The sequence below is a fragment of the Nocardia pseudovaccinii genome (assembly GCF_050942345.1).
Taxonomy (GTDB): domain Bacteria; phylum Actinomycetota; class Actinomycetes; order Mycobacteriales; family Mycobacteriaceae; genus Nocardia; species Nocardia pseudovaccinii.
Window position 1 is genome coordinate 6,215,707 of record NZ_CP192074.1, and the last position, 12,740, is coordinate 6,228,446.

Genomic DNA, 12,740 nt, shown 5'->3' on the forward strand with positions numbered 1-12,740 from the left:
AATCACCCCATGGCCAGCACCACCGTCACCGTCGCCTCCACCATCGGCCTGCACGCCCGCCCCGCCAACATCATCGCCGAAACCGTCACCGACTCCGGCGCCGAAGTCACTCTGGCCCTGGTCGGTGGCGAGCCGGTCGACGCAGGCTCAGCCCTCATGATCATGACCCTCGGCGCCGCCTACGGCACCGATGTCATCGTCACCAGCGACGACCCCAACGCCCTCGAACTCGTCGCGAAACTCGTCGCCACCGACCTGGACGCCTGATCGGTCCAACCTGTTCATGCCGATTCCCTTGTCCCAATGCTGCTCAGCGAACCTCCGCATCCACCGCGACGCAGCCGAAAGCGAGGTCATCGGATATGCGACAGCTCCAGCAGTGCAACTACGCGTGATCGGGACGGGGCGGGTCCACCTCGCGGGAACGCGGGGGCGGCAATCGGAAGAGCCCCTTCAGCCTGCGCAAGGCCTCGCTGTCGCCCGACGCCGACGCGGCACCGGTCTCGATCGCATCGGCGAAGGTCAACCCATGACTGGTCACGTCGAGGAACGCTTCCTCGCTGATCGTGATGGTCGCGTCAGGGTGCTGGGCAGGTCCGTGCATTGCCTCGATCGTCCCGTCGTCGATCCGGGCGTGTAAGACCTCGTCATCGATCCGGAACTCGTACACCGCGCGCAGACCGGCGGCGACCTCGGCATCGAAGCAGGCCCGTAGGCCGAGCACCGCCCACCCCGGATGAAACGACTCGGACTCACGCCGTTCGCCCATCGCCCACTTCAGACCCCATCGGGCCAGTCCCAGAATCGGCACTCCGAGTTCCGCACCGGCCTCGGTGAGGGCGTACGCGGGGGTACGGGCGGGCGGCGGGAGCATGACCTTGTGCGCGAGACCCTCCCGTTCCAGGTGCTTCAGACGAGCAGCCAGCAGACCGGTGCCGAGGCCGCGCAGACTGGCCTGGAGGTCGCCGAACCGTTTGGGCCCGGTCAGTAGTTCGCGGATCAACAGCAGCGTCCAGCGCTCGCCGACAAGGTCGAGGGTGCGCGCGGTCGCGCAGTACTGGTTGTAACTTCGCTGGTCCACTTCCTCACTCTAGACTCCGCACTTCCCGATTTTGAACTGCCCATTGACTTCCTATTTTGAAAGTGCCAAGTTCATATACCGGTAGCCAATGAAGGGAGTTCATGATGACCGAGGCGCTCTACACGGCGGAGGCGCACGTCACCGGGGGAAGAAACGGCCGAGGAAGGACCTCCGACGGACGGCTGGATCTAGACCTGCGACAGCCCAAAGAGCTGGGCGGGAACGGCGAGGGAACCAACCCCGAACAACTCTTCGCAATCGGCTACGCCGCCTGCTTCGGCACGACGCTCGCCCTGCTCGGACGGCGCGGAAACCTCGAGGCCAACGACGCGGAGATCGACTCGTCGGTCTCCCTGATCCCGATCGACGGCGGCCGCTTCAAGCTCGGCGTCGAACTGCGGATCTCGCTGCCGTCGCTCACCGGCGATCAGGCAATCGAACTTGCCGAGACGGCACACCAGGTTTGCCCATACTCCAACGCCACCCGCAGCAACATCGATGTCGCCCTAGTGGTCAACGGCACTCGGCTGTGAACTGCGGTCCGTGAATGAGCCGATCAGCCCATTCGAATCGAGTCGTCCCGGTCCCGGGGGTATCGAGTCCCCGGCATCGGGCGCACCAACCATGAGGAGGCTTGAAGCGCCGAGATCAGTTGCGATGTGAAGGATCTGCCGAACCCAATGGGGCCATAGGTTATGCACGAGGTAGTTCCGCCCCATCGGAATGAAATCGCGCTGTCCGTGCAGGCATTGCTCGAAGATGGCGGCGGCGAGAGGGCTGAGGAGCCTATTTCCGTCCGTTCCCAGGTGTAGTCGGCGGGTGTTGCCAGGTCTTCTTGGCGGCTACCTACATGATCCGCGTCGACCAATCCCGGACGCGCGATATGCGGCTAGCAGAGTGCATTGGCGGTCGCCCGGTCGGTCGTAGGTAGCGACTGGCGGAAGGATGGTGAGACTGCTATCTTCGCTCGCGACCGTGACACCATGCGAGGAGGTGAGACCCATGAACGCTGTATCTCTGTGGGTGCTCCCTCGGCTCGTCATGGTCGGCGATTGACATAGGTGTCGCCGGGAGCGCCTGAGTATCAAGGCAATTCCGAAAGGCAACATCATGCGCTTCACTTCCGAAACATCTTCGAGCGGTGTCGTCGAACGCAGCTTCACTCTGGATAAGGTCACCGGCGTGCTCTGGTCGCCCGCATCCGGCTCCGATGGCGCACCCCTGGTCTCGAGTGGTCACACTGGCGGCCTGCACAAGAAAGCACCGGGGTTGGTGGCCAATGCACTCCACCTCGTGACAAATCGGCACCGACGCGCCGATCGGCTACGGCGGTTCGACATTAGGCGTGGCGATCGGGCTGATGTTGGCGGCGGTCGAGCCCCGGATCGCCGCCGCCTCCTTCGGAGGGGTTTTCGTGTACGACGCCCTGGTCGAGGCAGCCGAACAAATCACCATTCCGGTGAACTTCCTGCTTCCGCGGGACGATGAGGGAATCGACCGTCAACCCGGTCTCGACTTGTTCGACGCCTGCGCCTCAAAGGAAAAAACCTTGCAGGTCCATCCGGGTCGCGATAACCAAGTACCCGAGTTCGTGGGCGCGACCTCGGCCCGTTTCCTTGCCCGCCACCTCGGCCCCGCCGTCACATCACCGGCCTGACTCGACTGGTATCGGCGGCCGATTCGGCGGGCCGCCGATACCGCTGCCGCGTCACATCTTCCACTGGGCAAGGTGAGCACGCTCATCGGCGCAGGACGTTCCGCGCGGACGCCAACGGCCCGAGATAGCCTCGGGCCGTTGATCTTCGGACTGTCGCAGCTGCCCGCCGGTAGGTGTGCCGACAGCATCGGCGATGACGAAATCTGGTTGAGGACTTCGACTATGCCGCTACTTGACCGAGTTGGCCAACTGATCGGCATACGGTGCAGTGAATTTTCCGACAAGGGGAAGCTCTGCGCGGACACCGCCGGTGTTGTTCGCCTGGACCATGGCCATGATCCAGACGACGACCGCGAAGACCGCGACTGCGAGTCCGGCGAGGCTGAAGATGACCCCCAGGACTCCCAGGAACGCCCCGACGATGCTCAGCACAATATTGACCACCGAGACCGCCCCGAAGAAGACGATCGATTGCGAGGCATGGAATTTCACATCGGGATCATTCTTTCCCACGAAGAGGAAGATGATCCCGGTGAGCCACCCCAGTGCGTAGGACAGGATCGCGCTGGTCTTTTTGTCCAAGCCAGCAGGCTGCGGTTGGTTCGCGGGAGATTGAGAAGATGTCATGGGGTAAGTAGACGCCGCGCCCGCCACCTACCGATCCCAGGTTTCAGAACGAACCCACAGATTGCGGGCCAGCCGACGACCGGAATCCCGGACGTGGTCCTCTCGACGAGATAACTGCCAACGACCCCGAAACAACTGGGTGATGACTCATTACACAATCGAACACCGAAAAAGCCGCAGAGTCTGCGACCTTGGCCGACTCCGCTGGTCGGGTCGAAGGGTCGTCGAGGTGGCCGATGGCGGCGCAGCCGCGGCAGGTTTTGCGGCCAGGATGCTCGACGACCGCGCCCGCGGGGAGTTGCTCGGCGGCCAGTAGTCGCTCGACGAGGGTGCTCGGGTCTTCCACCTCGTAGTCCAGGGCTGCGGCCCGAAGTCGGCGAGAGCGGGGCCGTTTGTGGTGTCGATTACCAGTTTCCAGTTCAAAGCCACAGGCGGACCTACCGCAGCAGAGGGCGCGCATCAGGGTCGCGTGACCGCCAAGCTCCGGTGAGACGCCATTGAAATCGTCGTGAAACGCCCGAGGGAAAGGATTCTCTCTGCCGCCGCCGGTAACGCATAGATCAGGAGACACAGATGAAACGTTCCAGCACAACGGTTTCCGCGGTCAGGATGGCCGCAGTGGCCTTGGCCGCATCGGCAGTCACCAGCCTGGTCGGCGCCGCTGGGACCGCGCACGCGGAGTTCGCCTACTGGCTGATGTACAACCGGGGCACCGGCATGTGCGCGACGACCCAGGACGACCCCGCCAACGGAATCACCGGCACCGCCCGGTTCGCCCCCTGCGACGCCAATGATCGGCGCCAGTGGTGGCTGCGCGCGACCACCGGGTCGGACACGGTCGCCTTCAGCACCTACGAGGTGAACTCGAGAGGCCAACATCGGTGCATCGAAAATGCCTCGGGTGGTTGGGGTTTAGCCTTCCTCGGTATCTGCGATCAACAGAACTACAAACAAAACTTCACCGTCGAATACGTCCTCTTTCCGGACCACACCGGCACCGAGATCTACAAGGCACAGTTCGATGACCGTAAACTGAGCGTTCCCTATGCCGCAGGCACGTCCTATGTCACCATCCGCAACGACTTCCCCAATGAAGACCCGCGCATGCAATGGGACAGGCTGTCCACTCCATGAATCCGGCCGCGAGATCATGCGAAGTGCTGCGGTCGGGCGGGCGTTTCCGGGACGATGAACGTCATGAGCGCAAGGACACTCGATCGACTCCGGAAGGATCTGCGAGAGTATGCGCGCCTGGCCGAGGTTCGCTACGACCCCGCGACCGCGGATCCGGTGCTGGAAACCCTCGCTGAGCTGTGGACCAGCTCCGTCGTCGGCGTGCGCACCACCACGCATCCGGTGCGTGAGCGCGAGGTCAACGCCCGGGTGATGCACCGGGGCGGGCCGACCGAGATCATCGAGAAGCTCTGTGCCGCAGGACTTCTCACCTATACCGGACATCCGATGGAGCAGTTGCTCGCCGAGATCGCGGCCGAGGTGCCGGTCCATTCGGGTGTCGATCTAGCCCTGGCCGGTGGGGTGCAGAAGATCTGGTTGGTCTTTCCCGAATTGCTCAGCGTGGAGCGGGTTCTCGGCTTCGCCGGAATTCCGGAGTCGGCACCTGCGCACGCCGACCACCTGTCCCGATATGGCGGCCGAATCGGGATTCTCGCAGTAGATTTCGACGCCCGCACGATGAACCTCTACTCGAACGTCTTCGAGCCCGGCCATCTCGCGCCCGCGGATATCACCGGGATCCTGGCCGAACTCGACTTCACCGCACCGACCGACACCGAACTCGCCCTACTCGCCCGCACCTTCAACCTCTACCGCACCTTCTCCTGGACCTCATCGCACATGGAGCGCATCTGCTTCCCGGTGCGCTGCGAACCATCGAGCTTCCCAACCCATCTCGACCCGGTCCTGGCCCGTTTCGTCGCCGAAGCACCCTTCGCCGACCCCGAAACCCGCGGCTTCGTCTTCTACGCCGCCTACGGCCCCACCAACCGCTACTACAAAGTCCAGGCCGAATACGCGGGCGTCCGCGTCGCCACCTTCCCAGGCGGAACCGCACCCCACCCGACCTGACGAATCCGAGGCGGGCGGACCGGTCGGACGGCAGCCCGTCTTGCTCTGTTAACCCGATTCCGCTACGGTCCCGCGCTCGTGGGAGCAAGCGCGGTAACCGATTCACGAAGAGACAGATTTATTTGGGGGGCGGTGACCGCGATCGGGGTGATCGCCGGATATCTGGCGGTATTGCTGGCGAACGCCAGGCATTACTACACCGACGACACCGAAGCGCAGTACGCGCCCATGTGGGTCGAGCTCGGCACGCGGCTGCGGGAGGGACGTTTTCCCGCGCTCGTGCCGACGGAATGGATGTCGGGCAACTACTCCCTCGAAGAGGCCGGGCTGTACAACCCGCCCCAGTTGCTGATCTATCTGCTCGCCCCATCGATGGACAACCTCGCGGTGTACGCAACGGCGGTCAAGCTGGTCTTCTCGATAATCGCGGCCCTCGGCGTATTCCGGATCTGTCGGGCCTACGGCGCGCGGTCGCAGTGGGCGGCGGTCGCCGGTGTCGCGTTTCCATTGAGCGGTTGGTTCCTGTTCTTCGACCAAGCCAGCTGGATGACCTCGCACACCGGCACCGCATGGCTGGTGCACGCGTGGGCATCGGCAGTGCACTACGCGCGCGGCCGCAGCGGACCGATACCGGTGTTCGTTTTCCTGTACCTGGCACTCACCATCCAATATGCCTTTCCCGCAGTCGAATCCGGATTGATGATCGCGATGGTCGCGATCGGCGAGATCATCTATCAACGACGCTGGGCGCCCTCGGCGCGACTCGCACTGGCGGCCGGTTGTGCCGTGCTCGCCGCCGCGGCGGCCAACCTGCCCGGAATTCTGTCCTCGCAGGCGACCTGGCGTGGCAGCGCACACATCCACAATGATCCGTTCCTGACGGTCCCGTGGTCGGAGTCGTTGAACGCCAGCCTGCCAAGCACCACACCGGCATTCACCGCGTGGTGGGGACACGTCCAGCCGTTGCCGATGGTTTACATCGCATGGTTCCTGATCCCGGCGCTGGCCTTCATCGACTGGAAGGCGGCCGCGCAGGCGGCACGCGAACTCAGCGGCGTCGCGTTGTTCGCGACCGCGGTGCTGATGTGGACCGCGGGACCCGGCGCGATCGGCCCGCTGCGCTGGCCCGCCAGAGTGCTGCCGATGCTCGCCATCGCGCTGCTCGTACTGGTCTGTGTATTGCTCAGTCGCTATGGCAGTTTCGCGTCATGGCAGCGCCGCGGCACCGCCGCCGCCGTCTTGCTCGGGCTGCTGTTCGCGCGGTCCGTCTCGGCCGCGCCCGCGCTGGTGGTGCGCCATCTGCTCGCCGTCGTAGTAGTCGCCGCGATCGGCGCGGTGGTGGTGTGGCTCGCCTACACCAGGCGCACCGCGCTCGCCTGCGGGCTGTCCATCGCGGCGATGTTCCCGATCGCTTACGCCCAGGTGCGTGGCGCCCCTCCGACTCCCATGTCCTACGAATTCCCGGAGCGGCGTTCGGCGATGGCCGCCGCCTTCCCCGACTTCGATGGCGTCACACTGCAACTCGCCGATCGGGTGCTGGTGCACCCGGATGACCGGAGTCTGTCCGGCGCGTACGGATCGCTGGCCATCGGCAGCTACGCCAAGAATGTCGGCCTCGACTACGTCACCGGCTACACCCCCATCGGCCACGCCGCGTTCAGCGCGCTGCTGTGCCTCGCCTGGGACGGCAGCACCTGCCCGGACGCCTACCGACGCGCCTTCGCCACCGAACCGTCAACGGGCAGAACGATTGTCGACCTGATGAAGGTGGATCGGGTTGTGCTGCAACGCGCTCAGTATCCCGACGAGCGCGACCGGCCCGCACCGCCCGGCTGGAAGTGGGTCGACTACCCGGGCCACGAACGCTTCATCTGGGTGCTCGAGCGGGAAAACGGTCTGCTGTCCACGCGCAACGGCGTGGTCGCCGACGCCAGGGGCGTGTTCGCCTCGTCCGCAACGAGCGACGATCTGACAAACCATATCCGGGTCACCTCGGTCGCGGGCGGCCGAGTCGTCTTCGCCCGCCTCGCCTGGCCCGGTTATCGAATCACGCTGAACGGCAGCGAAATACCGACGCGCGAGGTCGCGGGCAGCTTCCTTGCCGCCGACATCCCAGCGGGCACCATAGCCGCCGACCTCACCGTCAGCTGGCGCCCGCCGGGTTGGGAAATCAGCACCGCGACCACGGCGGGCGGCCTCGCCGGAATCGGTCTGCTCCAGTTGACCCATCAGCGCCTGCGCCGCCGCGACGCGATCACCACGACCGACCGGTCCGCAGCGGAAGACCGGCAACTGGTCACGGCCAGCGTGTGAGGTTGTCGGTCGCAGCCCTCAACTCGCGATCTCGGTGATCTCCCGGTGCGGGTGCAGGCTGCGGAACTTGCTGCCGTGGAAGATCAGTGGTTCGGCGTCGGCGCGGGCGGCGAGGCGGTTGATCCGCAGGATGACCACCATATGGTCACCCGCGGGGATGCGGGCTTCGACTGCGCCCTCGATCCACGCCGTCGCACCGTCGATGAAGATCGCATCAGCCGCGCCGCGGTGCACATCCACATTGTGGAAGCGGTTGCCGTTGCGGTTGCTCAGTGCCCGAGCCGCGTGCTCCTGGTCGGTGCCGAGCAGGCTCAGGCCGAGGTGCGTGGCGGTATCCAGCTTCGGCCAGGTCGCCGAGCTGTTCTGCACACAGAACGACACCAGCGGCGGGTCCAGCGAGACCGGAACGAAGGTGCTCACCGCCAAACCGTATGGCGTACCTTCGATTTCGGCGCATACCGCGACGACACCGCTGGGAAAGCTGGCGAAGACACGACGTAGGCCGGAGCCGTCGGACGGAAATTCGAAGAGATCATGCATGATCGGCCACTTTCGAGGCGAGAGCCGCCGCGACCGGGCGCCAGCGTTCGGTGTAGCGCTCGATGGCGCCGTCTTCGGAAAATGTGCTGTCCGACAGGTAGAGGCCGGGCAGCGCCGCCGTCGCGCCGAGTTCGACCAGCACCGGCTTGAGCAGCAGATCCGGGGCGAGTGCGTGCGCCGGGCCCGCGCCGAGCATGAGCGGGACCGCCACTACATCGGCCAGTCCGGTGCCGCCGTCGAACTGTTCGAGGAACAGCTTCAACAGACCGGTGTAGGTGGCCTTGAAGGTGGGACTTGCGAAGACCACCAGCTCCGAATCAGCCACTGTGCGAACGGCGGCCGCGACCTCGGGATCACCCCAGGACAGCAGGCTCGCACCGAAGGAGACCAGATCGATCACCTCCGGTTCTACGTCCGGACGTAACCCCGCGGCGACCAGCGTCGCCGCGGTCAGAGTACGAGAGGCGGGCTTCGGATTCCCGACGACGACCGTCACTGTCACTTCCGTATCCTCTTCTCGCTCGATCAGATCACGCCGTGCAACGGTGGCGCGGTGTCGTGCAGTAACGCCCGGCCGATGTGCTGATATTTCCACCGGACCGGGTCGTGCAACGTGTGGGTTCGGGCATTGCGCCAGAAGTGATGCAGGTTCAGATCAGCTGCGGCACTGCGCGTTCCACCGACCTCGAACAAGGCCGCCGATACCTCGTTGGCCGCGCGATCGGCGGCCACCTTGGCCGTTGCCACGGCAAGCGATGCGGGAGCGACGGATTCGACGTCACGAATCGCGGCGTCGACGGCCACACCGGCAGCGGTGAGCGTGGCCTCGGCGGAAGTCACGGCTACCGACAGCTCACCGAAACGCTGGATCAGCAGCGGGTCATCGATAGCCCTTTCGGCACCGGATTCGAACCACGGCCGACTCGAGGTGCGCACGAATTCCGTTGCGGCACCGAGTGCACCACGGGCGATGCCGGTGTCGATCGCGGCATGCAGCAGTTGGGCATAGGCACCGTATCCGGTGGGCACGTGCACCGCCGCCGAGCGAGCGATCAATTGATCTCGTTCGACGAGCGCCTCAGCGAATTCGATAGTCCCGCTGCCGGTGGTGCGCTGGCCGATGCCGTTCCAGTCGTCGATGATTCGCACGCCCGGAGTATCAGCCGGTAGATACGCGATGTACTCCCCCGCAGGCAGTCCGCTGTGCCCCTGCGGATCGTCCAACCGGGTGAGCACCGCGAGCAGATCCGCGAAAAGTGAACCCGTACAGTAGAACTTGACGCCATCGATGCGGAATCGATCGCCCTCCGGCCGCACCGTCGTCGCGATATCGGCGACAGTCGCGGTGCCACGTTCGGACTGCGCATTGGCAATCCGAGCACCCGCCAGCACCCGCCCGAAGTAGCGCGTCTGCTGATCAGCGGCACCCGCCAGCCGCAACAAATTCAGGTATACGAAGTGGCTGTGTGGAATCTGCGCGATATTCGGATCGGCGGCCGCCAGAATCCGCACCACCTCCGCCACCGCACTCGGCGCCAGATCCGCGCCCCCGAAGTCCGCGGGCACGGTGATCGCGAGCAACCCACTCGCCGCGAGTCGATCCACCTCGGCGAAGGGCAGCTCGCGGCCGAGATCACGGGCCGCCGCGCCGACGGCGAACTCCGAAGCAAGCTGTGCCGCAACCGAATACGCGTGTGCTGCGGACTCGATCCGGTCGGCGGCGACGGCGGTCATCAGTGCCCCACAGCGGCGGGTGTGCGTGCGGCCTCCAGTTCACGGACCAGCGGGAGCACCTTCGCGCCGAAGTACTCGACCTCCTCCTGGAAGTGCAGGAAACCGGCCAGAACCAGGTCGACACCGAGTTCCTTGTAGGCGACGATGCGCTCGGCGACCTGTTCGGGCGTGCCGATCAGCTTCGTGCGGAATCCGTCGTTGTACTGCACGAGATCTTCGAACGTCGAATCCGCCCACATCCCCTTGCGGTCCTTCGTGGACGCACCGGCCTGCTGCACCGCGTCCCGGAAGCCTTCCACCGCGGGCTTGTTCGCCTTCTCGATGATTTCGCGCAGGGTATCGCGCGCTTCCTTCTCGGTGTCGCGGGCGATGATGAAGCCGTTCAGACCGAATTTCACCTCGCGCTGGTTCGCTCGGGCGATGGTGCGCAGTTCATCCAATTGTTCGGTGACACCGTCGAAATCCTTGCCGTTGGAGAAGTACCAGTCGGCGTGGCGACCACCATTGCGGCGCGCCGCTGTCGAGTTCCCACCCTGGAACAGTTCGGGGTTCGGACGTTCGGGGGTGTTCAGCGGCTTCGGCTTCAGCGTGAAATCGCGGATGCGGTAGAAATCGCCGCCGTAGTTGACATCATCCTCTGTCCAGATCTTGCGGATCACCTCGAGGAATTCGGCGCTGCGCCGGTACCGTTCGTCGTGCTCGAGCCACGGCTCGCCGAGTGCGGTGAATTCCCCTGCGAACCAACCGGATACGACGTTGATGGCGAAGCGGCCATTGGAGAGGTGATCGGCGGTGGCGCCGAATTTGGCCAGCACGGCCGGATGCCAGAGTCCGGGATGGATCGCGGCGATGACCTTCAGCCGCTCGGTGGCACCGAGCAGCGCGAGGCTGAACGAAGTCGATTCGTGCTGGTATTCCGCACCGTAGGAGGCGGTGTAGCGGACCTGGGACAGCGCGTAATCGAAACCGTTGTGCTCCGCGGTTTGCGCCAACTTCTTGTTGTATTCGAAGTCCCAGCTGGTGCGCTGTTCGATATCGCTGGTGACCAGCCCCCCGCTGACATTCGGCACCCAGTAGGCGAACCGGATCTGATCGGCGATGTGCTCTGTGGTCATGCTTACTCCATTGGTGTCGGGGAACCGTCTATCGCCAGGAAGGGGCGCACCATGCGCCCCTTCCACTCCAGCACCGCAAGCCCACCGGCAGGAGGGTTTGAATCTGTGCGATCGGATGGGTGTAGCGATCAGGCGTTGGCGAGGCTGTATCCGGATCGACTGAACTGACCGGCCGGAGTGAACCGTCCGAGCAGTGCGGCCGCATCCTCGCCGGTGACCCGAGTGATGAATTCGGCGGCCGCGTCGAGCGAATCGACACCGAGCAACGGCTGCGGGCGGTGCAGCAGCCCGACGAGCGCACTCGCGAAGCGCGGTTCGACCGCGGCCGCGGCGAAGAGCTGATTGCCGATATCCGCCAATACCGGATCGCCGAGGAATAATCGGGTGACCTTATTCGCCGCATCTCCGCGCGCGGCCAGGAATGCCGCGTATTGCGCGCTGATCCAGTCCTCGTCGAACGGACCCTCGTGCACGGCGGCCGCCGCGGCCAGTCGCTGCGCCTGGATCAGCCCGCTCTGCGCACCCTGCCCCGCGATCGGGTCGTAGGCAGCCGAGGTGTCGCCGAGCGAGGCCACCACATGGCCACCGGCAGTGCGCCCGACTCCGGACCGGACCACCGGCCGGACCGCACCTTTGAGCCAGGAATGCGGATCCTCTGTGATCACCCGGGTTTCGAGCACCTCGGGCAGATCCCAATCGATGAAATCGCGGTACAGTTCCTGCACGATCCGATGCGCCGATTCGGCTGAATCCGCTGCGGCGAACCGACTTTCCCATTCGCTGCCCGGCCGCGCCCAGCCGAGGAACGCCCAACTCGGGCCCACGTCCTTGTGTAGATACGGCCCCCACCAGCCCTCGCCTTGCTCGGCGAAGATGGAGAAGCCGCTGTGCGCGCCACCGGCTCGGCTGCGGTGCGCGAAAACGCTTTCGTCGTGGCCGATTCCGGTCACGGTGACGGTGAGCAGCGACCGTTGCGGTGCGTCGTACGGTGTGCGTGTCTGGTCGATCGCGAAAAGGTCGGACAGGCCGCCGCGTCCGGTGGCGACCAGCGTGAGATCGGCGATCGCGGCAATGGCGTCGAGTTTGTCCGGGGTTACCTGCTCGACGACGAAACGTCCGCCGCGTTCCAGGAATGCGGTCAGCCGTTCGTCGGCCTTCAAACGGGTATCGACCGCAACCCCGACGTATCCGTCGAAATGACCGTCGAATTGGATCAATTCCTCGCGCTCGGGTCCGGCGATGCGGACACTGAGCCCGGTATGCCGGGGTGCGCGGCCGGTGTAGGTATCCAGACCGAGTGCGGATTCGGCTTGTTGGTCTCCCCGAATTCGAGTGCGGTACCGGTGGCCGGTACATCGTCGCGCAACGAACGCTGATCGCGGTCGCTGTAGAGCGTGACGTCGAATCCGGCGTCGAGTAATCCTAGTGCCGCAGTGACGCCGGTTTGACCGGCACCGATTACCGCGGCCGAACGTGTGGAGCGGGAATTCTGCGATGTCATGCCAATCATGGTCCGTCCAGGGCCGCGTAGATTGCAGTGTTGCGATCATCGAGAATCAATGGGGTGACCTGGAATTCGCGATCGCGG

General features: G+C 64.9%; 11 protein-coding genes and 2 pseudogenes. 6 read left to right on the forward strand and 7 right to left on the reverse strand.

What is annotated here, in order from left to right; all coding sequences use genetic code 11:
* Positions 1-9: 9 nt before the first annotated feature.
* On the forward strand, positions 10-267 hold the full coding sequence (locus ACQPZ2_RS28080; protein ID WP_433521204.1) for an HPr family phosphocarrier protein: 258 nt from the start codon (positions 10-12) through the stop codon (positions 265-267).
* A gap of 118 nt (positions 268-385) precedes the next feature.
* Here ACQPZ2_RS28080 and ACQPZ2_RS28085 read toward each other — a convergent pair whose 3' ends face one another.
* On the reverse strand, positions 386-1,081 hold the full coding sequence (locus tag ACQPZ2_RS28085; protein WP_433521205.1) for a winged helix-turn-helix transcriptional regulator: 696 nt from the start codon (positions 1,079-1,081) through the stop codon (positions 386-388).
* 104 nt (positions 1,082-1,185) lie between these two features.
* On the opposite strand from ACQPZ2_RS28085, the gene ACQPZ2_RS28090 reads away from it, so the two are divergent.
* Both ACQPZ2_RS28090 and ACQPZ2_RS28095 read left to right on the forward strand, forming a co-directional pair.
* Positions 1,186-1,614 carry an organic hydroperoxide resistance protein gene (locus ACQPZ2_RS28090; RefSeq protein WP_433527541.1) on the forward strand — a complete coding sequence of 143 codons (429 nt, stop codon included), beginning with the start codon at positions 1,186-1,188 and terminating at the stop codon, positions 1,612-1,614.
* 577 nt (positions 1,615-2,191) lie between these two features.
* Positions 2,192-2,738, forward strand: a pseudogene (locus ACQPZ2_RS28095) (hypothetical protein).
* Between the two features lie 228 nt (positions 2,739-2,966).
* On the opposite strand, the gene ACQPZ2_RS28100 reads toward ACQPZ2_RS28095, so the two are convergent.
* Complete coding sequence (locus ACQPZ2_RS28100) at positions 2,967-3,320, reverse strand: DUF4870 domain-containing protein (RefSeq protein ID WP_433521206.1); 354 nt, start codon at positions 3,318-3,320, stop codon at positions 2,967-2,969.
* 618 nt (positions 3,321-3,938) lie between these two features.
* Here ACQPZ2_RS28100 and ACQPZ2_RS28105 point away from each other — a divergent pair.
* The 3 genes from ACQPZ2_RS28105 (at position 3,939) to ACQPZ2_RS28115 (ending at position 7,763) form a co-directional block, all read left to right on the forward strand.
* Positions 3,939-4,499, forward strand: coding sequence for a hypothetical protein (locus tag ACQPZ2_RS28105; RefSeq protein ID WP_433521207.1), 561 nt, complete (start codon positions 3,939-3,941; stop codon positions 4,497-4,499).
* A gap of 63 nt (positions 4,500-4,562) precedes the next feature.
* Complete coding sequence (locus tag ACQPZ2_RS28110) at positions 4,563-5,450, forward strand: aromatic prenyltransferase (protein WP_433521208.1); 888 nt, start codon at positions 4,563-4,565, stop codon at positions 5,448-5,450.
* Positions 5,451-5,582: 132 nt separating this feature from the next.
* Complete coding sequence (locus ACQPZ2_RS28115; protein WP_433521209.1) at positions 5,583-7,763, forward strand: hypothetical protein; 2,181 nt, start codon at positions 5,583-5,585, stop codon at positions 7,761-7,763.
* A gap of 18 nt (positions 7,764-7,781) precedes the next feature.
* On the opposite strand, the gene ACQPZ2_RS28120 is transcribed toward ACQPZ2_RS28115, so the two are convergent.
* From ACQPZ2_RS28120 to ACQPZ2_RS28140, 5 genes and pseudogenes are all read right to left on the reverse strand, one after another.
* On the reverse strand, positions 7,782-8,303 hold the full coding sequence (locus tag ACQPZ2_RS28120) for a flavin reductase family protein (protein WP_433521210.1): 522 nt from the start codon (positions 8,301-8,303) through the stop codon (positions 7,782-7,784).
* Positions 8,296-8,805: an NADPH-dependent FMN reductase gene (locus ACQPZ2_RS28125; RefSeq protein ID WP_433521211.1), complete on the reverse strand. Its 510-nt coding sequence runs from the start codon at positions 8,803-8,805 to the stop codon at positions 8,296-8,298. Before ACQPZ2_RS28125 ends, ACQPZ2_RS28120 begins: the two co-directional genes overlap by 8 nt.
* A gap of 23 nt (positions 8,806-8,828) precedes the next feature.
* Entirely contained in the window at positions 8,829-10,037 is a 1,209-nt protein-coding gene (locus ACQPZ2_RS28130; RefSeq protein ID WP_433521212.1) for an SfnB family sulfur acquisition oxidoreductase, read from the reverse strand.
* The gene (gene sfnG, locus ACQPZ2_RS28135; protein WP_433521213.1) at positions 10,037-11,152 is read right to left on the reverse strand and encodes a dimethylsulfone monooxygenase SfnG; all 1,116 of its coding nucleotides are present in this window, start codon (positions 11,150-11,152) and stop codon (positions 10,037-10,039) included. Before sfnG ends, ACQPZ2_RS28130 begins: the two co-directional genes overlap by 1 nt.
* Positions 11,153-11,280: 128 nt before the next feature.
* Positions 11,281-12,653 (reverse strand): annotated as a pseudogene (locus ACQPZ2_RS28140) (styrene monooxygenase/indole monooxygenase family protein).
* Between the last annotated feature and the right edge of the window lie 87 nt (positions 12,654-12,740).